Annotated in this window: 21 protein-coding genes and 1 tRNA gene; 7 read left to right on the forward strand and 15 right to left on the reverse strand. The window is 51.8% G+C overall.

All coding sequences use genetic code 11. The features are described 5' to 3' along the window. Nucleotides 1-52: 52 nt before the first annotated feature. Genes TPCCA_RS03180 through TPCCA_RS03205 form a run of 6 tightly spaced genes read right to left on the reverse strand, consistent with a single transcriptional unit; the run spans nucleotide 53 to nucleotide 8,459 of the window. Nucleotides 53-1,321: an LIC_12708 family protein gene (locus tag TPCCA_RS03180; protein ID WP_245522088.1), complete on the reverse strand. Its 1,269-nt coding sequence runs from the start codon at nucleotides 1,319-1,321 to the stop codon at nucleotides 53-55. Beyond that, nucleotides 1,287-2,567 (reverse strand): serine--tRNA ligase, encoded by a 1,281-nt coding sequence (serS, locus tag TPCCA_RS03185; protein WP_013945265.1) that lies wholly within the window; start codon nucleotides 2,565-2,567, stop codon nucleotides 1,287-1,289. The genes TPCCA_RS03180 and serS overlap by 35 nt, the downstream gene beginning before the upstream one ends. Nucleotides 2,568-2,616: 49 nt before the next feature. Beyond that, on the reverse strand, nucleotides 2,617-4,665 hold the full coding sequence (locus TPCCA_RS03190) for a tetratricopeptide repeat protein (RefSeq protein ID WP_013945266.1): 2,049 nt from the start codon (nucleotides 4,663-4,665) through the stop codon (nucleotides 2,617-2,619). Beyond that, the gene (locus TPCCA_RS03195; protein ID WP_010882094.1) at nucleotides 4,610-5,407 is read right to left on the reverse strand and encodes a hemolysin family protein; all 798 of its coding nucleotides are present in this window, start codon (nucleotides 5,405-5,407) and stop codon (nucleotides 4,610-4,612) included. The genes TPCCA_RS03190 and TPCCA_RS03195 overlap by 56 nt, the downstream gene beginning before the upstream one ends. Further along, entirely contained in the window at nucleotides 5,395-5,877 is a 483-nt protein-coding gene (gene ybeY / locus TPCCA_RS03200; protein WP_010882095.1) for an rRNA maturation RNase YbeY, read from the reverse strand. Before ybeY ends, TPCCA_RS03195 begins: the two co-directional genes overlap by 13 nt. A gap of 5 nt (nucleotides 5,878-5,882) precedes the next feature. Next, nucleotides 5,883-8,459, reverse strand: coding sequence for an HD family phosphohydrolase (locus TPCCA_RS03205; protein ID WP_041609998.1), 2,577 nt, complete (start codon nucleotides 8,457-8,459; stop codon nucleotides 5,883-5,885). An 18-nt stretch (nucleotides 8,460-8,477) separates the two neighbouring features. Here TPCCA_RS03205 and TPCCA_RS03210 point away from each other — a divergent pair, with 18 nt between their 5' ends. The 4 genes from TPCCA_RS03210 to TPCCA_RS03225 are packed head-to-tail and all read left to right on the forward strand — an operon-like array spanning nucleotide 8,478 to nucleotide 12,406. Then, the gene (locus TPCCA_RS03210; protein ID WP_010882097.1) at nucleotides 8,478-9,617 is read left to right on the forward strand and encodes an ABC transporter ATP-binding protein; all 1,140 of its coding nucleotides are present in this window, start codon (nucleotides 8,478-8,480) and stop codon (nucleotides 9,615-9,617) included. Beyond that, nucleotides 9,614-10,513: an ABC transporter permease gene (locus tag TPCCA_RS03215; protein WP_013945269.1), complete on the forward strand. Its 900-nt coding sequence runs from the start codon at nucleotides 9,614-9,616 to the stop codon at nucleotides 10,511-10,513. Before TPCCA_RS03210 ends, TPCCA_RS03215 begins: the two co-directional genes overlap by 4 nt. Beyond that, the gene (locus tag TPCCA_RS03220; RefSeq protein WP_013945270.1) at nucleotides 10,506-11,324 is read left to right on the forward strand and encodes an ABC transporter permease; all 819 of its coding nucleotides are present in this window, start codon (nucleotides 10,506-10,508) and stop codon (nucleotides 11,322-11,324) included. Before TPCCA_RS03215 ends, TPCCA_RS03220 begins: the two co-directional genes overlap by 8 nt. A gap of 35 nt (nucleotides 11,325-11,359) precedes the next feature. Beyond that, nucleotides 11,360-12,406 carry an extracellular solute-binding protein gene (locus tag TPCCA_RS03225; RefSeq protein ID WP_013945271.1) on the forward strand — a complete coding sequence of 349 codons (1,047 nt, stop codon included), beginning with the start codon at nucleotides 11,360-11,362 and terminating at the stop codon, nucleotides 12,404-12,406. Nucleotides 12,407-12,460: 54 nt separating this feature from the next. Here TPCCA_RS03225 and csrA read toward each other — a convergent pair whose 3' ends face one another. From csrA to TPCCA_RS03255, 6 genes are all read right to left on the reverse strand, one after another. Next, nucleotides 12,461-12,682 (reverse strand): carbon storage regulator CsrA, encoded by a 222-nt coding sequence (gene csrA / locus TPCCA_RS03230; protein ID WP_010882102.1) that lies wholly within the window; start codon nucleotides 12,680-12,682, stop codon nucleotides 12,461-12,463. Next, nucleotides 12,676-13,128: a flagellar assembly protein FliW gene (locus TPCCA_RS03235; RefSeq protein WP_010882103.1), complete on the reverse strand. Its 453-nt coding sequence runs from the start codon at nucleotides 13,126-13,128 to the stop codon at nucleotides 12,676-12,678. Before TPCCA_RS03235 ends, csrA begins: the two co-directional genes overlap by 7 nt. Nucleotides 13,129-13,146: 18 nt before the next feature. Then, nucleotides 13,147-14,397 carry a flagellar hook-associated protein 3 gene (locus TPCCA_RS03240; RefSeq protein ID WP_013945272.1) on the reverse strand — a complete coding sequence of 417 codons (1,251 nt, stop codon included), beginning with the start codon at nucleotides 14,395-14,397 and terminating at the stop codon, nucleotides 13,147-13,149. A 33-nt stretch (nucleotides 14,398-14,430) separates the two neighbouring features. Continuing rightward, nucleotides 14,431-16,308, reverse strand: a complete 1,878-nt coding sequence (flgK, locus tag TPCCA_RS03245) for a flagellar hook-associated protein FlgK (protein WP_013945273.1) — start codon at nucleotides 16,306-16,308, stop codon at nucleotides 14,431-14,433. A gap of 105 nt (nucleotides 16,309-16,413) precedes the next feature. Continuing rightward, entirely contained in the window at nucleotides 16,414-16,926 is a 513-nt protein-coding gene (locus TPCCA_RS03250; RefSeq protein WP_013945274.1) for a hypothetical protein, read from the reverse strand. Between the two features lie 122 nt (nucleotides 16,927-17,048). Further along, the gene (locus tag TPCCA_RS03255; RefSeq protein WP_013945275.1) at nucleotides 17,049-18,047 is read right to left on the reverse strand and encodes a class II fructose-bisphosphate aldolase; all 999 of its coding nucleotides are present in this window, start codon (nucleotides 18,045-18,047) and stop codon (nucleotides 17,049-17,051) included. Nucleotides 18,048-18,313: 266 nt separating this feature from the next. On the opposite strand from TPCCA_RS03255, the gene TPCCA_RS03260 reads away from it, so the two are divergent. Then, entirely contained in the window at nucleotides 18,314-19,042 is a 729-nt protein-coding gene (locus TPCCA_RS03260) for a flagellar filament outer layer protein FlaA (RefSeq protein ID WP_013945276.1), read from the forward strand. Beyond that, nucleotides 19,039-19,764 carry a flagellar filament outer layer protein FlaA gene (locus TPCCA_RS03265; protein WP_013945277.1) on the forward strand — a complete coding sequence of 242 codons (726 nt, stop codon included), beginning with the start codon at nucleotides 19,039-19,041 and terminating at the stop codon, nucleotides 19,762-19,764. The genes TPCCA_RS03260 and TPCCA_RS03265 overlap by 4 nt, the downstream gene beginning before the upstream one ends. A 17-nt stretch (nucleotides 19,765-19,781) precedes the next feature. On the opposite strand, the gene TPCCA_RS03270 is transcribed toward TPCCA_RS03265, so the two are convergent. The 3 genes from TPCCA_RS03270 to TPCCA_RS03280 are packed head-to-tail and all read right to left on the reverse strand — an operon-like array spanning nucleotide 19,782 to nucleotide 22,526. Continuing rightward, nucleotides 19,782-20,537, reverse strand: coding sequence for a DUF8091 domain-containing protein (locus TPCCA_RS03270; RefSeq protein ID WP_013945278.1), 756 nt, complete (start codon nucleotides 20,535-20,537; stop codon nucleotides 19,782-19,784). Beyond that, a complete protein-coding gene (locus tag TPCCA_RS03275) occupies nucleotides 20,534-20,827 on the reverse strand; it encodes a hypothetical protein (RefSeq protein ID WP_013945279.1) in 294 nt (97 codons plus the stop codon). The genes TPCCA_RS03270 and TPCCA_RS03275 overlap by 4 nt, the downstream gene beginning before the upstream one ends. Before the next feature lie 43 nt (nucleotides 20,828-20,870). After that, nucleotides 20,871-22,526, reverse strand: a complete 1,656-nt coding sequence (locus TPCCA_RS03280) for a nucleoside kinase (protein WP_013945280.1) — start codon at nucleotides 22,524-22,526, stop codon at nucleotides 20,871-20,873. 83 nt (nucleotides 22,527-22,609) lie between these two features. Here TPCCA_RS03280 and TPCCA_RS03285 point away from each other — a divergent pair. After that, nucleotides 22,610-22,682, forward strand: a tRNA-Pro gene (locus TPCCA_RS03285). Nucleotides 22,683-22,709 lie beyond the last annotated feature (27 nt).

The raw sequence follows: 22,709 nt of genomic DNA on the forward strand, positions 1-22,709 counted from the left end.
AAACCTATTGCTAGAGGGTGCATCTCCTTCTCAGATTCCTATTCATGCCGTATCACTTGATGCGGCTCAGTATCCGGTCGAACCGCCACCACATAACGACCGCCTCTGTGTCCGTCGCCAGCACTGAAGAAAGAATCCCTGTGGGAGAAAAATGAAACACATTGTACACCAATGTATCACTGCGCATATGTATGCTCCTTTGACGTATCGTGAATGAACGCAAGTCTAACAATAGCGCGGCATATCCGAAGCGGTCCGGACTCACACACAAAATACCTTGCTGCGCACTCACCCCGAGCAATGAAAAAGCTTTTTTATAAGGTCCCCCTTCTTGATTTTCTGTACCAGACACCTCGTGCGCGGGAAGATCTACTTTCCACTCGTACACCCCCGTTTCAAGAGAGATAAAATACACACTGCTTTTCGCATAGCGAACACTACTATTTGCTCCCGTAGCTGGATCATGCACTGCGGTATAGTAATCTACCTTTGCAATCAGCCTCCGTTCACTCACATCAGGCAGTACCCGCTCTACGAATGCATACTCTTTCTCTTGCGCAGCAAATGACGTCGGAAGCGGAGAAAACGGCAACGCACGTTGGTGTATGGGTACTCGTTGTGCATTGAACCAATACACTCTCATTGCATCCGCACTCCTACACACCACCACGAGCTCATCTGCACTATTTACATACACACCTTCAATAGCAGGAAAGGGTGTGCCCCCTATCCCCTGCTGTCCAATAGCATGCATGAAACGTCCTTCCTCATCGAACAGCAATATGGTATTCACCAGCGCAAGGTTTTCTTCCGGATCATGCTGCACGTGTTCTGGTAACACGGCATCTACTACGTACAGTGTATTCTGCGAATCTACGGCAAGAAACGTTGGCGCATGCAGCGGATAGGGCACGGCACGACGCGTAGTAATTGCTGCCGATTGCAACCCTTCAGAGAACTGAGGAGTCATTGCGTTTTTCTCGGGATTAAAAATAACTGCAAGCACATCCCCAAACGAAGTCATTCGCATGACCTTGCCAGTTGCAGCATGTGCCACGTAGAAAATACCGTCTTTCATACACAGCTGTATATTAGACTGCGATTGCGCATACCCCGCGTCGGGGAAATGCAGTTGATTTTCAGCATCCCCGTACGTTAGGGTGAACAGACGTTGCCCATGCAATTCACGCCCCATCCACCGTGTGCAGGAAGACACCAACACGAGAAAACTACCCAGCAAGAAAAAAGTAGAAAATCCCAACCGCAACGGGTGACGCGTCACAACGCTACAGGACACGAGGATAGAGATACTCAAAACCACAAAATGGCACCAAAGCTTGCGGAATGCGCACGCGACCTTCCGCATCCTGCCCATTTTCTAGCAGCGCAATTAACACGCGAGAAATTGCAAGCGCCGTCCCATTCAACATGTGTACATAATGCTTCTTCCCTTCTGCATCCTTATAGCGGACATTCAAGCGCCGCGCCTGATAGTCTGTGCAATTCGACGCAGAAGTCACCTCTCCCCACGAACCACCCTGGCGTCCAGGCATCCACGCCTCCAAATCCCACTTGCGATACGCAGGCGCACCCAAATCTCCCGCACACACTTCCACCACACGAAAAGGAATTTCCAATGCAGTAAAAATCTCTTCCTCAAGCGACCTCAGGCGTTCGTGCAGGCACTCAGAATCACTCGGTGTACAGTACGCAAACATTTCAAGTTTGGTAAATTGGTGCACGCGATAAAGACCGCGAGAAAACTGGCCTGCAGCACCAGCCTCTTTACGAAAACAATGCGAGAGCCCTGCGTATAAACGCGGTAAACTCCGCTCTTCAAGAACCTCGCCTGCGTGATATGCCCCCAGCGTAATTTCTGCAGTTGCTACTAAACAGCGGTGTTCTCCCTCAATACGATAGATATTCGATCCACTCCCCCGCGGATTAAAACCCAAACCACACACCATATCCTCACGAGCAATGTCAGGAGTGAGAAATGGCACAAAACCGCGCTCTTGTAAAAACTGCAAACCAAACATAATCAACGCCTGTTCAAGCAGCACCCCTTCACGCTTCAGATAATAAAACTTTATCCCCGAGACCTTTTTCCCCGCTTCAAAATCAACTATATCCAGCAAGCGCGCCAACTCCACGTGATCACGTGGCGAAAAACTAAAGCGTGGAGGCACCCCACAGCGCTTGATTTCGAGATTATCACTGTCTGATCGACCATGGGGAGTGCACATATGCGTCATGTTTGGCAACGCTTGCGTTGCAGACAAAAGCTGATCGGAAATCTGTACCAATAGACGCCCGCTGTGAGCAATGCGATCTTTTAGTGCTCTGCCCGTTTCAACACACGCCGAACGCGCAAGCGCATCCAAAGAGTTTTTCATCGCCTGTGCGTTCTCATTACGCGCACGTTGTAATTCTTGCAACTCTGCTAAAAGCTTTACGCGCTGATCATATAGGTGCACAATCGCGTCCACATCTGCATGCACGTTCCTGACCTTCACATTTTCTTTTACTGCATCCACGTTCTCTCTAATAAACCGATAATCAAGCACGCGCCTTTCTCCCCTTACTTATTCTGAATGTACAAGAAAAACGACACTCTCATCGAATGCTGCGCAGAAGCGCTAACAACATACCCATCGCCCCATCGTGTACGAATGTGTCAGACGCGGTAGCCGAGCTGTCCGGAAGGCGCGGTTCACATATTACCGCATCTCCCACGCTGATGTGATCGTAGTATCCTACGCGCCTGAGCACGCCTTCACTCATATCCTCTGAAACCTTTGTCACGGTAAAATGCCCCAACACGTCCTCACGTCGATATGCAAGCCCAACACCTTCTTTCAGCACTGAAACTGCGCGTCTTTTTACTACTTCGAGAGACTTACCTTGTAACTCTGCATCTTGTGTTCCAAGATCAATCACCGCCTCCGACTGGTGACGGCGCACGACAGTACCCATAATTGGCAAACGATCGTTGAGCATCTGCGTGATCCTACGCAACACACTCTGATACCGATCATTTCCCGAGCGATACGCATCAAAGGTGTGTGCCCGAGATCCCGTCGATGCAATATACAATTCCAAACGCACGCGTAAATCCTGACCGTGCTCCTGCATTGTGATGAGAGCAAAATAATCATCACCAGCCTCACGCGCCGTGCGAAAAGCTTCTCTATACGAGTGAGAACGCGCGCTGTACCCAGTTACTTTTAACCTGCGGTTATAGGCAAACGAATCTTGCACCTGCGTCAGAAAGAAACGCTCAGCCTCAGGATGCAATGCATTCGCAGGATCAGGATGGTAAAAAAGAGATATTGAAAGATGCGCCTTATCCAGATACAAGGCATCAACACGCCACCTATTTTTAATTGAACGTGCATGCGTCTTCTCGTATGCCTCTACTGCATCATTGATGCGTGCACTGCTCTTTCCAATAGACTGTAAAAACTTTAATTGCTCAAGGGAGCGCTCAGGATATCCAAAACGCAGGAGCAAACGTGCGTAAGCTTCACGAGCAGCACCGTCGTACGGGTACACCTTTAGTGCGCGCCGATACTCATCCAGAGCCTGCCGACTCATATTCCGACGCGCGAAACCGTCTGCCTTTTGCGTGTGAAAACGCGCAAGTTGCATGCGATACTCATCTTCGTATTCAAGGTGAACAATCGCAATCTCTTCTAGCAAGATGCGCATTAGATCGTCACGTGGATCTACTGTCAACCCAACTTTTGCAGTTGCAAGCGCCTCAGTATGTTTACCCAACTTCAGAAGGGACAGTGTCTTTACATACCAGGCATCCACTTGCGTTCGATCCGCCCTTATGCGTTGATCACACTGAGCCACCGCGCGCTCATACGCGCCGCGCGCATATAAAACTGCTGAAAGAAGCGCACGGGCACGTGGATAAGCCGACTTAATGTGGAGCGCCCGCTCCAAATAACGCTCTGCATCTTCATAGTGTGCCCGAAGCGTTGCAAGATACGCGGCAAAAAAATGCACCTGTGCATTATCGCCGTGATACTGCAACGCACGTTCAACGTACGTGAGCGCACGCGGATAATGACCAGCCTCGTACGAGATAAGCGCAAGCGACAACAACGCCTTGCGATTCTCTGCCTGACGCTCCAACGCTGCTTGGTATAACAGACGCGCAGAGCTCAGCCGTCCCTTTGACACCTCGATCTCTGCCAAACCAAAGCGAGCATCTACGTCATTCGGATAGCGCGCAAGAATTTCCTCAAAAAGACTACGCGCCTGATCCAACTCACCTTGACCAACTAAACTGAACGCGCACAGCTTTTCAAGGGAAAGATCCTGCGCCATGAGTTTTTGCGCTTTGCGCACATGGTGCAACGCCTGATCATATTCACCAAGTGCGTAGAAACACTCGGCAAGACCACGATATGCAAGGTTGTAAGAAGCATTTTTTTTTAATGCTTCTTGGTAGAATTCGATAGCAGCATACCAATCCTCCTGCACATGGGCCTTTCTTCCTGCTTCGTAAAGCTGCACGCCCGTCTGAGCAAACACTATGCTGCAAAGCGCACCGTAATACACGCACAGCAGGCCTTTCATGCTTTTTCCCTTTCCTCTATGGCCGCTCAGATACACATGCAGGCTCGGAATCACCCCGCAGGACAGATACAATCTTTATAGTATTTATCTTATGTGCTTCCATGTCTTGGATAATAAAATCGAAGGCACCCCACGAAACCTTCTCGTACTTTACGGGAATTTTTCCAAAAAGATTAAATACAAATCCACCTAACGTTCCAAACTCTTGAGAAGGAAAAACAGTATGCAAACACTCAGACAAATCTTCCAAATCCACACGCGCATCGCACAACCACACGCCCTGTCCGAGCGGTTCGATATCCTCCCGCTCGTGGTCAAACTCATCCTGGATATCCCCAACAATCTCTTCAATAATGTCTTCCATGCACGCAATACCCGAAACGCCGCCGTACTCGTCCACCGCGATCGCAATGTGCACGTGCCTGCGTTTAAACTCTCGCAGAAGACTGTCAATTCGTTTGGACTCGGGGACAAAGAAGGGCTTACGCAGCAGTCTTTCTAACCGCACCTCCTGTGGCCTTCCAAACAGCTTTATTAAATCCTTGACGTACAGCACACCCACCACATTATCAATAGTTTGTTCGTAGACAGGAAAGCGTGAGTGTCCACTCTCGGTTACCTTTTCAACGAGTGTTTCACCGCTCATAGAAAGCTCAAGAAAATCCACGTCAATACGCGGTATCATCACCTCGCGCACCGAAGTGTCAGAAAGATCCACTATACCGCGGATCATATCCTGCTTTTCTTCATTCAGCGGTTGCTGAAAAATATGGGTAACAGCGTGCCTGCGCCTCAACCAGTCTATGACTCCCATGGTATACCCGATGATAGCACCCGACAGTGCTGCGCCAGTATGCGCTCCTGCAAACGCAACATCTCTTGACCGGGAGAATTGTCCTGGTGATCCATACCGCTCAGATGCAAAATGCCGTGGATGAGCACCCGTTTAAATTCCTCGTGCGCGGCGACGTGAAAACGTTCACTGTTTTCACGCACACTTTCAAGACTGATGATAATATCACCGGCAAGAAAAAAACGCGTCCCTGCGTCATCGCAATACTCACCATCGTTCTCAAAAGACAGCACGTCAGTGGGAGAATCAATACCACGGTAATCGTAATTTAGCCGGCGAATAAACGCATCAGTGCAGCAGACAATGGAAAGATCCCAGTGGGAAATAGCCTGGGAATCGAGCACCGCACACACAAACGGCGCAACTTGACCAATCCAAGGAGGCGGACAAAAGCCTTCGCAGGAAACAGAAACTTTATTCACCTCGGACATAAAGATTACTCCTTATACGATCCTTGGGCTACGGACACGAGCTGCTGCTCATCAGGATTTCTTTGGTGAGGATACTCTATGCGGGAATGGTAGTATCCTGCCAGTATTCTCACAAAACACTCCTTGACGACCTGCACATCCCGAAACGTTAAATCAGAATTGTCAAGCTGATGTGTCTCTATCTTCTGTTGCACAACCTTATCGATAAATTTCCCTAGGCGGGGGATCGTCGGTTTATTCAATGTCCTACATGACGCTTCAACCACATCAGCAAGCATCACCACCGCAGACTCCTTTGTGCGAGGAGGAATCCCCGGATAGGTAAAATCTTCCCGATCAACATTCGGATCGAGTTCCCGCGCCTTCTCGTAAAAGTATGTAATAAGACTATTACCGTGATGCTCTGCAATTATATCGATAACCTCCTGAGGTAAGCGGAGTTGATGTGCCTTTTCTACCCCCAGCTTTACATGACTCCGAATTACCGTTGCAGAAAGCCGTGGATTTAAATCTAAGTGTTTGCTATCGCCCGTTTGGTTTTCTACAAAGTACTCACCGTTTTCCATTTTTCCAATGTCATGATAATACGCGCCAACTCGCGCAAGGAGTGAATGAGCCCCAATGCTACGACATGCATTTTCTGCAAGAGTGGCAACCATCATGGTGTGATTGTACGTACCTGAAACTGTAAGCAGCATTTTTTTCATGATAGGAACGTTGAGGTCCGAAAGCTCCATAAGCCGGAACACGGTAGGAGCATTGGTGAGCGCTTCAAGGATGGGCAGAAGGCCTAACACCAAAATGCCGTTGAGAAAGCCACTGATCGCCACGCCTGTAAGGAGGAATATTGCGTCAGTGTACGCATGCGGAAACGCAAACATGAGCGTAGCAGCAAGGAAAGGCTGAGCAACAGCAAGGACACAGGAACTTTTAACAATGTCGAGCCGAGAGCTCATAACACGCATACAAGCAGACGCCGACACCCCAGAGAGGAGCGCAAAAAGCGTAGGCTCAGTATGGAACTGCGAAGCGATGAGCACTGCGAACGCAATGAGAAAGGAACTAATGACGGCACTACGATGGGAAACGAGCGCGGTAACGAGCATGATACACAACGCAGTTGGCTGAAAAGGAATGCTATCAAGCGGTGCAGGGAGCGCAGCTATCTTTGAAAGAAAAAGTGTGCACAGGTATCCGGCAACGCTGGTATAGAGAATGAGTAACTCTACACGCAGTTTAAGAGGAGGATGGGCCATCCGTTTACTGAACAAAAAGAAGGCAAGCAGATACAAAAAGGCCAGTAACAGGAGACTGCTTACGAGCAGGGAGCGATCGACAGACAGTTTAGAGTGTGCAAGTGCCTGCAATCTTGCGTAGTCAGTGGCGGATACAATAAAGCCGCGACGGACTATAATTTCGTTTGGATGAATACTGAGGGTGACCGGCCGTAACCGCGCCAATGCGTTGCGGACATGCTGTTCACTTTGAATAGGGTCAAAGACAATATTTGGACGCAGAAAGGGCCCGAGGGATGAAAAGAGGAGCGCCGCCTGCGACGTAAGACCGAAATCGGAAGCCAGCGCATGGACGCGCGCGGCGAGTTGATCGGATCTGATGAGGGTTTCAATTGCCTGAGTCCTCGAAAAGACATCCCCTGCGGCATTTTCCGCCTCATCCGCACTCGCATCGGGTGACAGGGGTACAGACGCAGAAGGGAGATCTCCTGCTGAGGCCTGCGACGCCACGGGGGCCGACATATCCGACAGGGCGTGGAAGGGACGTTCCTCACTGATAGTAATTGTGTGGGGGTTAAAATCCTTAAGCGCATGGTCGGACAGCTGCACCACACCTTGCGCGAAGATACGCGCGAGCACTTGAGTTCCCACACGCAGGAGGGACTCAAACGTGTCATCGTCAAGCTGAAGCAAGGATCGCAGCGTCTGGCGCGAAAAGTGAACAAATTTCTTCTGCAGCAGGTGCACGTGTGCAGACGCCCGATCGTGCGCAGCGTGGAGTGACCGCTCCTCCTCGTAGCCCGCTGCTCCCCCGCCTCCGTCCGACGAGGTATCCAGAGCCATACCAACGCGCGCTTTCTGCAACGCATGACAAAACGCCTGGTATGCGCGTACTTCAGCCTGTTCCAGATCGAGCCGACGCTCAAAAACAGCAGGAATTTCCTTCTTCCTGCGAGCATACTGCCGCTGGGTAGCCAGCTCATCAGTAAGGGAAAGAAAGACAGGAGAGACAACGTTCCGCTCAGCTACACGCCCTACTGCAAAGTCAGCAAGGTTCAGTCTTGCAGGGTCGTGCTGTTCGCTGATGCTCACCGCCGTGGCAATGCTGAGGACAACGAAGGAGAGCGCCAGATTGAGCGCGCGCGCACGCCGGCGGCGAAGTACGTGACACAGCGTATGCCACAACTGCGTAAGACGGGGTGGTCCTTTCTTCCTCATGCGCACTTCTCGCGCCAGCGAGCGTAACACGCCAGCGGTAATCTGTCCAGCAAGGACACACGGACGCCTTACGTACCCCAACCGCGAGCCTTGACAGAACATACCCAACCGCGAGCCTTGACAGAACATACCCCGCAATGAGAAGGAGTGCGACAGACCGTGAAAGGATGCGCCGTCACCATCGACCAGGTCTCAAAAGCATACGGTCACTGCCTCGCCGTTGACCGTGCCACCGTTCATATTCGGCAGGGAGAGTTTTTCTCCATCCTCGGTCCTTCAGGCTGCGGAAAGACCACGCTTTTGCGTATCATTGCAGGGTTTGAACAGCCGGACTCAGGCGACTTGACCTTCGACCACGTGAGTGTGCTCGGTGTTGGTGCAAATAAGCGGAGGTCTAACACCGTTTTCCAGTCGTATGCCCTCTTTCCTCATCTTTCCGTGTACGAGAACATCGCCTTCCCCCTCAGGCTCAAACGCCTCTCAAAGAACCTCATCCGCGAGCGCGTGCACGAGTACCTTCACCTGGTACAGCTGGACGAGCACCTGCACAAGAAACCCCATCAGCTGTCAGGTGGCCAACAACAGCGCGTCGCCATTGCCCGTGCACTCGTGTGCGAGCCAGGGGTTCTCCTGCTTGATGAGCCGCTTTCTGCCCTGGATGCAAAACTTCGCTCCAATTTGCTCATAGAGCTCGATACACTCCACGATCAGACGGGCATTACCTTCGTTTTTATCACCCATGACCAGAGCGAGGCTCTGTCCGTCTCCGACCGCATCGCCGTCATGAACAAAGGAAAGATCCTGCAGATCGGTACTCCCTACGAGATTTATGAGCAACCTGCGACTGACTTTGTCGCTAAGTTTATTGGGGAAACTAATAGCTTCCTGTCAACTGTCGTCTCCTGCACCGCCATTGAAAACGAAGAGTTTATGCTCAGTCTCCAGGTTCCGGAACTTGACCGTACGCTCACCGTAACCGCCGATAACCCTATCGATCCTGGCAGGCGGGTGTGTTTCACCGTTCGCCCAGAGAAGATCCACATTTCCCTTGAAGAGCCGGGTACCACCAGTGCGCCGCTCAATGTTTTTCGCGGTTTTGTAGAGGAGCCTGTATATGCAGGGTTCCAATCTAAGTTTTTCGTCCAGTTAGAAAGTGGCGCTATTATCCAAGTGTTTCAGCAACACCAGAAGTATCTCGACACTGGCCCTGAGATTGCGTGGAAGGACACTGTTTACGTGTCCTGGTCTGCACACGACGGCTACGTGGTTGAGGACATCGAGTCGTGAGCAGCCGGCTGCGCGTGGCGCGACGCCGTACCGTAGGCAGTTTAGGTTTTTGGTGCACGCTCCCCTTGTCTGCGTGGCTTACAGTCTTCCTTCTGTGCCCCCTTACGGTGGTCGCTGTGTACAGCTTTTTGCAAAAGGGCCTGTACGGAGGCGTTGTGTGGAAGTTTTCCATCCGGGCGTATGCGCAAGTCCTTACCTCCGGCTATGGCGCACTGCTGGCTCGCACCCTGCTTATCAGTACAGGCGTCACCTGTTTGTGCGTGCTCCTGGCGCTTCCTGCAGGCTACGCGCTCTCTCGCAGCCGGAGGCAAACGTTCTTCCTGTTCCTAATTATCGTCCCCTTTTGGACCAATTCTCTCATCAGGATAAACGCCTGGATCACTATCCTGGGGAACCAAGGGTTTTTGAACGAAGCACTCAAGTCGCTTGGTTTTATTACTCGAAGTCTTCCGCTCCTGTACCATAACGGGGCAGTCATTGTGGTGCTCACCTATATGTTCCTGCCCTACGCTATCTTTCCTATTTTCGCCGCTATCGATCGCTTCGATTTCTCCCTCCTTGAATCTGCATGCGATCTAGGCTCTACCCCCACGGGTGCCATTATCCGCGTGTTGCTTCCCAACATCAAAACCGGCATTGCCACCGCCGTGTTCTTCACCTTCATTCCTGTCTTCGGTTCCTACACCGTCCCCCTCCTGGTGGGAGGAAAGGATTCCTACCTTATCGGAAACGCAATTGTGGACCAGGTACGTATCGTGGGAAATTGGCCACTCGCTTCGGCCTTCGCGATGCTCGTTACCCTCGCAGGAGGGGTAGGAGTACTCTGGATACTTGCAGAAAGCGGTGCCTGCAATACAACACCTCCCCCTTGCGGAGGACGCCGCTCATATGCCTAATTGCCGTCTGATCCACACGCGCGCACGCACTCCCCTACGGTGTTCCTTCTCTACTGTGCTGCTGGCGGCAGTTGTCTCGTTCCTATTTCTGCCGCTTGCAGTTATTGCGCTTTTTTCCTTCAACAAGGATAAATCCCTTATCTGGACCGGTTTCTCGCTGCGCTGGTACACAGAGCTGTTCCTCTATTCAGAAAAACTGTGGTCTTCCTTTCTTAATAGCGTGCTTATAGCGTCTGTTTCTGCACTTGTAGCAACAATTGTGGGGACTGCCGCTGCCATCGCAATTCGTTGGTATCATTTCTCAGGCCGGCTATATGCGCAGGTAATGAGCCTTCTGCCCATGCTGCTCCCTGAGGTTATCACAGGTATGGCAATGCTCGTTTTTTTCTCCCTAGTACGCCTGCCGCTGGGGCGCGCAAGCATCATCACCGCTCATATCACCTTTTGTCTGCCCTTCGTGCTCCTGCTCATCCTTACCCGCATCGACACCTTTGACCTCTCTCTCATAGAGGCGGCGCAAGACTTAGGTGCAAACGAGTGGCAAGCGCTAGGAAAAATCGTGATCCCTGCCATCATGCCAGGCATACTGTCTGGCTTTTTACTTTCAGTAACCCTTTCTCTGGAAGATTTTGTCATTACCTTTTTCGTTGCAGGGCCGGGCTCCACCACACTCCCCCTGTATGTGTTTTCAATGATCCGCTATGGGGTCTCTCCCATCATCAATGCCCTTTCCCTGATCATGATGGCAGGGATTGTAGGGGTCGCCTATCTCCTGCGCAATTCTTTAAAAACAATAGTCCATTCTAAGTAACTACTTTCTGCAAACAATCTCGTAAGGAGCAAGGCATGAAACGTTTTTGTGTGAGCAGTTCGCGCGTTCTTTCTCTCCTTTTTCTCTCCCTCTGGGTGGGATCATGCCTGCAGACACGACAGGATGTCCTGTACCTGTATAACTGGACGTACTACACCCCGACGTCCCTCATTAAAAAGTTTGAACAACAGTATAACGTGCAGGTAGTCTATGATGATTACGCTTCAAATGAAGATATGTTTGCAAAACTGAGCATTGGTGCAAGTGGTTATGATTTAGTGGTCCCTTCGGGTGACTTTGTCAGTATCATGAAACGCAAGCATCTGTTGGAAAAAATTGACCTATCCAAGATTCCCAACGTACAGTTTATCAAAGAGAGTGTCCGTGCTCGCATAGCCTACGATCCAAAAATGGAATATTCGGTGCCGTATTATCTTGGAGCGGCAGGCATTGCGGTAAACAAAAAAGCAGTTCCGTCATACGAGCGCACGTGGTCTATCTTCTCACGCAAAGACCTGGCGTATCGTATGAGCATGATGGACGATATGCGCGAAGTAATGGGTGCTGCACTTGCTTCACTTGGCTACAACGTAAACACAAAAAACGAACAAGAGCTTGCGCAGGCAGCAATACTTGTCACCGACCACTGGAAACCAAACTTGGTAAAGTTTGATTCGGACGGATACGCAAAGTCATTTGCATCGGGAGACTTTGTTGTAGCTCATGGCTTTGCAGAGGCCTTCTTTGCAGAGACTCCTGAGGCAATGCACGAACATATAGACTTCTTTATTCCACAAGATGTCGCCAGCCCAGTGTACGTGGACAGCTTTTGCATTCCCAAGGGGGCACGCAATCGCGACCTTGCCCATGCGTTTATCAACTTCCTCCTAGAGCCTGCACACTACGCGGAGTTTTTGGACACCTTCGGATTCCCTTCAACTATCCACCGGGAAGCGGCAGCATATCAGAAGAAGACTCCATATTACAGCGAGCATGACCTCGAGCGAGGAACGCTAAAAACAGATGTGGGGGCAGCAATCGAACACTACAATGCGCACTGGAACGCGGTGCGATTTAGGTGAACTCAGTCATCCGCGCAAAACACTCCCACCCCGAGGGATGGGTATCCTCTGCAACTACACAGGCAACTGAGGCAGTGAGTTAGGAGACCAGGGGGAGTCGGACGCAGCGCGGTTCTCTCTCTGGATCTCTTCGTATACCTCTTGTCGGAATATTTTCACCGAACGCGGCGCTTCCACACCGACTTTTACCTGATCGCCGCGAATCTCAATAATAGTCAGTTCAATCGAGTCCCCAATAAAGATTTTCTGATTTGTCTTGCGCGAAAGGATCAACATTGTTCCTGCGCCCTTCTTTCTGCCATTTCGGCGACGATATCGTGCTTCGTTCTCCACCGATCGCCACCCATCGCCACTTGCATCGCCTTGCGGTTTTTTTTGTTCACAATCAAGGGACCTTGCAAATTTGCAGTCACCGCAGATCCATCGGGAGGAATGGTCACCAACGCGAACACCAAGACGTCGGTAGGAGAAGAAATATCGAGCGGCTGCAACAATACATCGTCAATGTCCAATTCGTAGTCCGGACGAAACAAAAACGGATCAATAGCAATGAAGGACAACGCCGGATCGTCTAAGGACTGCATATGAATAAACGGAACCTGCACTGCATCAAATAACGCAAAGCGATGATATTTCTCAAAACCATAGAGACCACGCTCCAACGTAATAATCTGGTGTGCCTCAACCGTTTGTGTACCGAGCGTCTTCGTCTGAATCTCCATAGCGTGCGGCTCCTTCCCCTACCGCAAATAATCCAAGAGCGTGTGCTTATACAAAGAGCCCACCGTACTCAGCGTTGCTTGGTGCGTATACTCAAACATTTTCAAATCCGTAATCGCCTGCGTCAAATCAATATCAGACTCACGAGACTCCGCTGCAACCACATTCGGAATGTGGCTATTAAAACGTGCAAGTGTTGCCTGTGCACGTGCGTACCGCGCTCCTGTCTCGGCAAGACGCAGTGAAAGGTTGTCAACCGCACCATCTGCACTTCCTAAAATCTTACCCCCGAGCGACTCTTGATCACCTGCAAGCAGGGCATTGCGCACCGCAATGGCCATGTCAAAAATGGACCCGCCTGAAACCCGTGCACCTGCTGACACATTGTACGGCGGACGCTGCCCTTCGGTAATCAAACCCAACGAGGCAAACACGTTTGCCTCGTCCTCATCTTGCAACCACAACTGCCTGGCGTCAGATGTCTCCATATTCAAACCGTTGGTAACCGGGTCAAGGTACGCACGGACTGCCGCGCCTGAATCATTAATTTTAGAAATAATAGCGTACACGTTATCCCCTGCGACCAAGGGGATGCTGACCCCGTCGACCGTAACACGCGCATCTTGCTGCAGGACGTAGGCGCGCGCGTCAACCGAGGAGAGAAGAATTTGCCGCTCTGCCCAGAACACGCGACTGCCCGCTTGGTGGGTACCCACATAGCTGTGCTCGTCAATTTCCACGTTCTTAGGATCTAAAGAACCGTGATAGCGTACCTGAGTGATCACTTCAGACCCTAATCCCTCAACATTCCCCATGACCGTTTCAAAGGGTTCTGTGAAAACTTTGGTACCGCTGAATACCCGCACCCCATCTGCGCTCACTGCATTTGCATTGTGCACCAGCTCCTGTAAAAGCTCATCTGCTTCACTCGCCATTTTTTTTAAATCGTCAGGAGTATAGGTTCCGTTCGCTCCTGCGACAGCCATTTCCCGAAGACGCTGTACCACGTTCAGCGCAGAAGTCATAAACCCCTCGGCGATTTGATACTGGTCACGTAAAGTTTTCGTGTTTCTCTCAAAGCGATCTAAACGCGCCAGGGACGACTTGTACCTCACAGAATGACCTGCAGCGAGCGGATCATCGCGAAGCTGCTGGATCCTACGCTGCGTTGCAAGCTGATTGTTTACCTTCCGTAGTCTACTTTCCTGCTCCCTTAAGAAAAAGGCACTATCTGCGCCCTGCATGTGTGAGCTGATACGCTTCACGCCCATCCTCCCTTCCTCATACCGTGCACTATCTGAAAATTAAACACCCATACGATTGATGACGGTGTCGAGCATTTCATTCACCGCCGCAATAAAACGCGCAGACGCATTATAGCCGTGCTGAAACTTAATAATGTCCGCCAACTCTTCATCAATGTTCACTCCCGACGTCGCATCACGCATATCTGTGAGCTCCTTGAGAATTGCAGCGTGCATTTGCATCGAACGCTCCGCCTGTTCTCCCTTAAGACCGATTGCTGTTGTCACTTCTGCAAAAAACTCGTCAAACGTGTGTCGATTGCCAATCATAACCGGGCTATTTCTCAACGATGCGATTGCAAGCGCCGCCCGGTTATCCCCCGCATGAGGGAGTCCCTCCGCACTCGGATACCCTGCAGCCACACTATACACATCAGACAGCACAGCCGGATTAAGTTCCATCCACCCTGCAGGATGAGCGATAGGAGAAACCGCATGTTGCGCTCCTGCCTGATCTAACGCTGCAATCGCGTCCGCTCTCTGCCAATCAAAGGCACCCTCTGCCCCGCTTGCTGCAAGCAATCCTGCGTAACCTGCAAGGAAACGCCCAGAATCCTCCACATGTCTAATGACAAAATCAGGATTATCAGAGTTATGCGCGGTAGTCGCCTTTAATACCAATTTATGATTCTGATCCAGGTAGGCGGTCACTTCCGCATTCGCCTGATTGATACGCGCCACCACATCTGCCACCATGTCGGTGGCGGCGTACGGCACCTCGACTGTACCGTCTGCGGCAGACAAAGTGATCACCCCCGCCAACCCCACCTGTTCACGGGCATCGAGCGCGTGTGCACCGCTGATTCGAAATATGTACGAAGAATCGTACTGCCCATCCCCATCCCGATCAAAATTCCCGTCAACATTGTTGATAAAGTACTGTTCCTTAAAAAAATCGAGTCCTGTCTTTCCATTCAGCCCCATTGCGTTACGGTGTACGTCATTTACCAGATCTACAAAGTTCATAGCCATAGTATCGAGCTTGCGCAGCTCATCGCGCACGTCTGTGTCACGCAGTTCTATCAACGCTGCAAGCTTACCCCCAGAAAAGTGCGCACGATCCCCTGAGTCCCTCCACACCACGGACACATATCCTTCAGGCGTTGTTCCACTGACAAGCCCAAGTGTCTTATAACTCTTTCCCTGCACAACTTCTAATCCCGCACTGTGAATAACGTAGGACTCATCCTCATCACGCACGTCCACCCTGACCTCAATGCGGTGCGCGAGACTTTCTACCAACGTATCACGTCGATCTAAAAGATCATTAGGATTATCACCCATCGCTTTTGACTTCACAATCTGTTCATTTAATTGAGCAATTTTGGCAAGGAGATCGTTCACCTGCTCAACCGTTGCCTCAATATCCGCGTTGAGCATATCGCGAATACCGACAAGACCTCTATACTGATGATGAATGGCATCCGTTAGCGTCTGTGCACGCGTGAGCACAACCTGACGCGCTGCACGGGCTTCAGGATACACAGACAGTTCCTGCCAGCCATCCCAAAACTGGTCCAGCCTGGTACGAACTGCAATATCCTCCGGCTCATTATACACCTGCTCTAAAAGACGCACATACGCATCACGCGTGCTCCAATACCCCTGTTCGTCTGTCTGAGACACAATGCGACTACCGAGGAGCTGGTCACGCAAACGCGCGATAGAACCGATGGTGACCCCCTGTCCTATCTGACCAGGCAGCTGAGCGCGAGAAAGATCAGGACGGTACAGCGGCTCGAACGAATCGAGGTTTACTCGCTGGCGGCTATACCCCGGCGTGGAAGAATTCGACACGTTGTGTCCTGCAGTCTGTACAGATTGCTTATGCGCGTAAAGAGCACGCTTTCCAAGTTCTATAGATGCAAATGTCGACATGTGTTCTCCCTATAAGAATGGAGGGTACGCGCAGCAGCCCCATCAGGAACCTCCCTCTCGCCCTGTGGATACTCGCGCTCTGCACCTCCCCCGAGGTACCGCACCCTACAGCACACGATCAAAGACAAGACTTCCAGGCGCACAACGGACTGGACATCCGTCCTTCGTATAGGAGCTGCCCTGCTGTTCACACGTAAGGGCGCTGACAAGCGCCTGTGCCAGACCACGCGCGTGAGTCAGATAGTGTTGGATTGCATCGTGCTCATTTTTTGAAGAGGCAACTTTGCTACGCAGCGTCCTATAGAGAGCGACGACCGCATCGTGCACATTGACATCCGCGCGCCTCAAATAGGCAAAGAAGGAATCAAAGTCAACCGGCGCGTCACCGTACGGCCGAACCTCTTGGAGGAGTAAGAAACACCGTTTATCGAGATGCAAGAACTCACGACTCAGCGCCTGTGCACGGCTGGCAAAGGATTCTACATGCTCCCACGCACGTGTGCGCAGCGACTCGTACACACTACGCTGGACCTGTATCACCTGGCCAACAAGCTCAATCTGCGCAACAAGAATTGCCTCCACCTGCCCTGCCCGGTGCAAAGCCCGCTCTCGGTCCATCGCCCACCCCTCTAGCCAGGAGTCTCGGCACCTTTCCCGAGCGCTTTACTTTTTAGTGAAATAAAAAACCGTCCAGTGGTCTGCAGCTCCGCAGGCTACTGGACGGCTCGCACCTGCTGGCTCTATGCGCGGCCGGCGCTTCCGAGCACTTCCTTGTTTTTGTGCATGTACAACTTCTTAAGCTCATCGCGCGCAGGACCCAAATACTTTCTCGGATCAAACTCATCTACCTTGGTGGTCAGCACCCTGCGTATAGCTGCAGTCATAGCGAGGCGACCGTCCGAGTCAATGTTCACCTTGCACACCGCGCTTTTGGCAGCTTTCCGCAACTGCCCTTCTGGAATACCCACAGAATCCGGCAGATTTCCACCGTACCTTTCAACCTCCCGTACGTACTCAACGGGCACAGACGAAGCACCGTGCAGCACGATGGGAAAGCCAGGAATACGCTTTTCTATCTCTGCGAGGATGTCAAAACGTAGCGGAGGGGGGATCAACACTCCATCAGCATTGCGCGTACACTGCTCTGGCGTAAACTTTGCTCTCCCGTGACTTGTTCCGATGGAGATAGCAAGGGAATCCACCCCCGTTTTCTTCACAAAGTCCTCAACTTCGTCAGGCATAGTGTAGTGGCTCTTCTCTGCCACTACATCGTCTTCCACACCAGCGAGTACCCCAAGCTCCCCTTCCACGGTGACATAGTCCGCACGCGCATGGGCATACTCGCACACCTTCCTGCTTAGCGCTACATTCTCGTCGTACGGCAACGCCGAACCGTCAATCATCACAGACGAAAAGCCACTCTCTATGCAGTCAATGCACAGCTCTAGGCTGTCACCATGGTCCAGATGCAAAACAATGGGAATATCAACGCCGAGCTCATGGGCATACTCAACTGCGCCGCGTGCCATATTGCGCAGGAGCGTCGCATTTGCGTACTTGCGCGCACCGGAAGAAACCTGCAGAATGACGGGAGAACGCGTTTCAACACACGCCTGTATGATTGCCTGGAGCTGTTCCAGGTTGTTAAAATTATACGCAGGGATCGCGTATCCGCCCTTTACTGCCTTTGCGAACAGGTCCTTGGTATTCACCAAACCGAGTGCCTTGTAACTAGTCATGAGAACCCCCTTTGTTAGGATTGCTTCGAGAAGAGTCGCGAAATAGAGAAGCGTGCCACCCTCGGCAAGAGGGGCATGGTAGGGCGATCGGGACGCTCTAGTCAACCGAAGCGCGAAGGCTTGAGTCCACACGCAGGCGTTGGAACGGCAGCAAGACGATTTGGACAGGTACCACGCGGGAGGTTTGACAAGCTATTTCTCCATGCGCTAGAATACGGCGAGCTGGCGCCTGCGAGGCGTTAGGGGTGGTGAAGAGGAGTTTGCGAATGAAACAGGGCTGTTTTATGGTGGCGGGCTTTGCGCTGACGTGCGCGTTTTTGGTGTCCCCCCTTGCGGCGCAAAGGTCGAAGGTCAATTACCAGGCATACTTCATAGATGACTTTGACGGTGCCTCCGAGGATCAGGGTCTCGCCTGGCGTGCTGCGGGAAGCAAGTTCATCACAAAGGGCTTCCCTATCCTCAAGTATTTCGAGGGCATGCCACAGGCGGTGCGCATGGCGGGCTCGTGGCAAGGAAAGGACAAGGAAGCCCGGTTCATCGGAGTAGAGTGCAAGTTCAATCGACAGGGGAATAACTGGCTGGACCTAATTCCGGCTAAGGGTGGTAGCGATTACGAGATCCCCCTGCGTGGGGTGGTCAGTGGGTTCGACGTGTGGGTGTGGGGTGCAGGTTATCAGTACTCGCTCGAGGCTTTGGTTAGGGACTGCACGGGACGAGTCCACACCCTCCCAATAGGCAACCTCGACTTCCAAGGGTGGAAGAACCTTAGTGTTTCGGTTCCCACACACATCCCACAGACGTCGCGCTATTTGGGGAGCGCGCAACACCTGAGTTTTGTCGGTTTCAGGATCCGTACTAGCCCATCAGAGCGGGTGGATGATTTCTACGTGTTCTTTGACCAGTTCAAGGCGCTTGCTAACATGCATATCGACTTTTACGATGGACACGAGTTGAGAAATGCTCAATTCAAGGAGGAAGGAGAGAGCGGCAAATGAAGAAGATAGCGGTGGTGAGTGTAGGGGTGTTGGTTTTTTCTGCCCATGCGCAGGAGGCGGCTGGGAGCAGGGATGTTGCCGATCCATCTCGCATAGGGGTGTATGCTGCTGCGCAACGCCTCAAGGAAGTGTCCGTAGATAAGTTTGAGAATGAAGGGACCTGGGTTGTCTCCATGTCTTCTGACGAAGGGACTATAAAGGGGCGCCTGTTTGAGGGTGGACCTGCCAGAAAGCGCCCTATCCCCGAGGAAGGGGATATGAAGATTCCCGACTCTAAGGTGTTTGGCGCGAAGGTTTCGTTTTACCGGCGAGGGTACAACAGTTTTGAGGTTTCTTCCGTTAAGCCGTTGCCCGTTGAGGGTGTCGCAAAGACAGTGAGCGTGTGGGTGGCTGGGCGCGGATACCCGCACTCGCTCAGTCTCTTGCTGGAGGATTTCTGGGGACAGCGCTTTGAGTTGCACATGGGACAGCTCGATTTTTCCGGCTGGAAGCTCATGAGTGTCGCAATCCCCCCTCAGCATGTTGATGGGAGGACGGGTATCGTACAGAAGAGCCGCCGTTTCCCTAACCAGTCTGGGCTGAATATCGTAGGCTTCCGCGTAGACTGCGATCCTCTCGAGGCGTATGGCGATTATTACGTGTATTTCGATGACCTGAGGGTGGTCACTGACCTTTACGACGTGGAATCGCGCGAGCCTGATGACATGTCTGATGCCTGGTAAAGGATGAGCGAGTGCGTTTACCTGGCCGGGCCCGGGCTTAGCTTTTCTGCTAAGCCTTCCCCATGTGGCTCTTGCCAAGGAGGAGGTGATCGATTGTCCCCCGGCGGTTCCTTCCGGTAGAGTTTTGTCCTGCCGCGCTTCGAGTGCGGGGTGGCCATCCCGTTCCTCCTCAGAAACCGCAGGGCGTAGCGGCAGTGCACGCCTGCGCCCGTTTGCGCCAGGTCATCGCAGCAGAAGATTTCAGGTAGCTTTGACAGGAGAGGTTGCGCGAGGGACCCCTTGTTGCGGAATTCTTCTGAGCTCTGCACTTCGAGGAGTTTTCTGTCGACTATGCGCGGCTTCTTGTACCTACTTCTCCCCTTCCGGTCGTCGACCTTGATGACCTCGCTGTGTATGTACACGATATGGAGAGAAAGGTGCTCGTGGTCGAGCAGGTCGTGCAGTCTGCCGATCTCCCGGTATATTTGGAAGAACGAACCCTCCTTGGGGCTCTTGCGGTAATGCCGCTCGCTGCCATCCTCGTTCAGCATTCTAATATACAGACGTCTGGAGACCGGATACACCACCATCACCTGGTGGTAAGGGAGGAGCTTCTTCAGCTTTGCCTCCAGGCGTCCTAGCCCCGACGTTTGAACTTCGACAATCGTCCCGTCCGGATGGACGACATCGCAGATCGACCCGCGAAGCTCTACTTCCTGCCGAGAACCACGAGGACTAAAGTAGTCCTTCAGCGCTCTATGGAGCCCCGTTTCCCGACACGTGTTAATCGTCATCGCTGGCCAAGAGGCCCCGAAACGTACTCGAGCAGCTCGAGTGCGTCAAGCTGCTCGAGCGTGTACCACATGCCGACTACCCCCCGACCACCTGCAACAGTGCGCTTTCCCGCGACGCGGTACGCGATCACTCTATTCGAAGACAGGGGAACTCTCAACGGATGTCCATTCATGTCAAGAAGACTCCTCTCACAGGGAGGTCCTGATATCTCCCGACATTCTCCATCAGGAAATATCAAATAATATTCATACAGCGTCATAACACTCGAAGCACCACTTCCCTTCTGCACGCGTCACTTTGTGTCGCCATACCCTGCATTATAAAAGCACTCGCTACAGACAATAGCAAAAATCGCTTTGCCCAATAAATTCTCTTAATATCGACTGACCCGGAACATGCACATCAGACAACGAACAAAACTGCTCCAACAAGGCACGCAAATTGCGGACTTCCCTATACGTGGTACAAGCAGAAGAAACCGTGCTTAAAACTTCCTGTGCACGGCGCTTTAACACTGCAAACTCATAAACCAATGCGCTGTTAAACATCATGTCTGCACGGTGCTGAAAAGGGAAAATATAGCGCTCTTCACCTGCACGCACCCGTTGCCACATTTCAAGTGTTTCTTCGACAGAAATACCGCGAAACTGCGCGTCGCGCACAACCCTCCGCAACAACCTTCCATCAGACGCCGAAACCCTGTGCTGTTCATCCAAGCACAAATGCATGAACACAGAGACGTACAACCGAAATACAACTCGCCGGTTCATCAACGAGATGAGCCGATCGTTCAAGCCATGTATGCCCTCAATAATAAGCAGCGAACGCTCGCCAAACTGTACTTCCCGCCCCCGGTACTCTCGTTTCCCTGTTTTAAAATTATACGAAGGAAGTGCAACACTCTTCCCCTGCAAGAAATCCAAAAACAACTTATTAATCAGGGGAAGATCTAAGGCCTCGACGCACTCAAAATCAGGATTACCTTCCGCGTCACACGGCGTGCGCTCAATCCCCACATAGTAATCATCAAGACTAATCACATGCGGATCGTAACCAAGCACTTGCAGCTGCACTGAAAGTTTTTTTGCAATCGTTGTCTTTCCAGAACCTGACGGTCCTGCTATCGACACCACGCGCACGCTGTCCCTTCGTGCAATTTCTGTGGCACAACACTCAATCTGCCGATTGTGCGCCGCCTCAGCCATGTCAACACAAGTTGCAATATCACCAGACTGAATGCACGCATTCAACTGTCCTACTGAGCATATTTTTGTCTGTTCTTCTTGCTGCCGATGCTTCCGATACATTACCACAAACTGTGGCGACGCGTTGTGCTGAGAAATGATGTGGCGTTGTCCACCTTCAGGAAAACGCAACAGACAACCCTCAGCACACATCCGCACCTCAAAGACGGTGAGCCTCCCTACAGAAGCCATGAGCGGCTGAAAAAACAACGCAGAAAAACCGTCCAGTACCTGCGTTAAAAACACAGTCCGGTACGAACCCAGAATATAATGATGCGAATATGGAAAATTCCACTGCGTAAACAGATTCAAGGCTTCCTGACGCGTCATATACTGCATGTGAATGGGCGCATCCTGCGCCACAAGCGCCTTCATCCTACGCACTACCAACGAAACATCCAGGTCATCTGCGCGCGCACCCTCGGTACAGTAGCAATATCCCCCCTGCACTCGATACCCTGCAAACAATCGCACATGCGGATACACCGAGTGAAACGCTGTGGCAAACAGCAAACGCGCAGTCCTACGGTACAGAGCGGCCCCTAACACCGTATCCTCACGAACCGGCTCAACTACCGCGTCGGCGCCTATCACCTGGCATGGCAGTACCGGTGTACCGTTACACATCAAACCATACACAGACAATTCTGTGCCAAAAAATCGCTCAAAGAGGACGCGCGCTGGAACGCACTCGGAAAACTTTTCTCGGCGCCCACCAGGCAGTGACACCACAAACGTGCCCATCCAATCTCCCACACAAGAACCGAGACTTTTTCGCAGGTAACCGTTGACAGTCTATCCATTCTTAACACACAGTGTCAAGCGTGCGGGACGTGGCCTAGGGGCTAGGGCACCCGGTTTGGGACCGGAAGATCGAGGGTTCAAATCCCTCCGTCCCGAATAATTTCTTCAGGCAATACATACTTC

Source organism: Treponema paraluiscuniculi Cuniculi A (assembly GCF_000217655.1).
GTDB lineage: Bacteria > Spirochaetota > Spirochaetia > Treponematales > Treponemataceae > Treponema > Treponema pallidum.

Excerpts from the sequence above, each read along its gene's own strand:
- TPCCA_RS03195 (WP_010882094.1), bottom strand. The coding sequence starts at position 5,407 with ATGGGAGTCATAGACTGGTTGAGGCGCAGGCACGCTGTTACCCATATT.
- ybeY (WP_010882095.1), bottom strand. The coding sequence starts at position 5,877 with ATGTCCGAGGTGAATAAAGTTTCTGTTTCCTGCGAAGGCTTTTGTCCG.
- TPCCA_RS03205 (WP_041609998.1), bottom strand. The coding sequence starts at position 8,459 with ATGTTCTGTCAAGGCTCGCGGTTGGGTATGTTCTGTCAAGGCTCGCGG.
- TPCCA_RS03220 (WP_013945270.1), top strand. The coding sequence starts at position 10,506 with ATGCCTAATTGCCGTCTGATCCACACGCGCGCACGCACTCCCCTACGG.
- TPCCA_RS03225 (WP_013945271.1), top strand. The coding sequence starts at position 11,360 with ATGAAACGTTTTTGTGTGAGCAGTTCGCGCGTTCTTTCTCTCCTTTTT.
- csrA (WP_010882102.1), bottom strand. The coding sequence starts at position 12,682 with ATGTTGATCCTTTCGCGCAAGACAAATCAGAAAATCTTTATTGGGGAC.
- TPCCA_RS03235 (WP_010882103.1), bottom strand. The coding sequence starts at position 13,128 with ATGGAGATTCAGACGAAGACGCTCGGTACACAAACGGTTGAGGCACAC.
- TPCCA_RS03240 (WP_013945272.1), bottom strand. The coding sequence starts at position 14,397 with ATGGGCGTGAAGCGTATCAGCTCACACATGCAGGGCGCAGATAGTGCC.
- flgK (WP_013945273.1), bottom strand. The coding sequence starts at position 16,308 with ATGTCGACATTTGCATCTATAGAACTTGGAAAGCGTGCTCTTTACGCG.
- TPCCA_RS03250 (WP_013945274.1), bottom strand. The coding sequence starts at position 16,926 with ATGGACCGAGAGCGGGCTTTGCACCGGGCAGGGCAGGTGGAGGCAATT.
- TPCCA_RS03255 (WP_013945275.1), bottom strand. The coding sequence starts at position 18,047 with ATGACTAGTTACAAGGCACTCGGTTTGGTGAATACCAAGGACCTGTTC.
- TPCCA_RS03260 (WP_013945276.1), top strand. The coding sequence starts at position 18,314 with ATGAAACAGGGCTGTTTTATGGTGGCGGGCTTTGCGCTGACGTGCGCG.
- TPCCA_RS03265 (WP_013945277.1), top strand. The coding sequence starts at position 19,039 with ATGAAGAAGATAGCGGTGGTGAGTGTAGGGGTGTTGGTTTTTTCTGCC.
- TPCCA_RS03270 (WP_013945278.1), bottom strand. The coding sequence starts at position 20,537 with ATGACGATTAACACGTGTCGGGAAACGGGGCTCCATAGAGCGCTGAAG.
- TPCCA_RS03280 (WP_013945280.1), bottom strand. The coding sequence starts at position 22,526 with ATGGGCACGTTTGTGGTGTCACTGCCTGGTGGGCGCCGAGAAAAGTTT.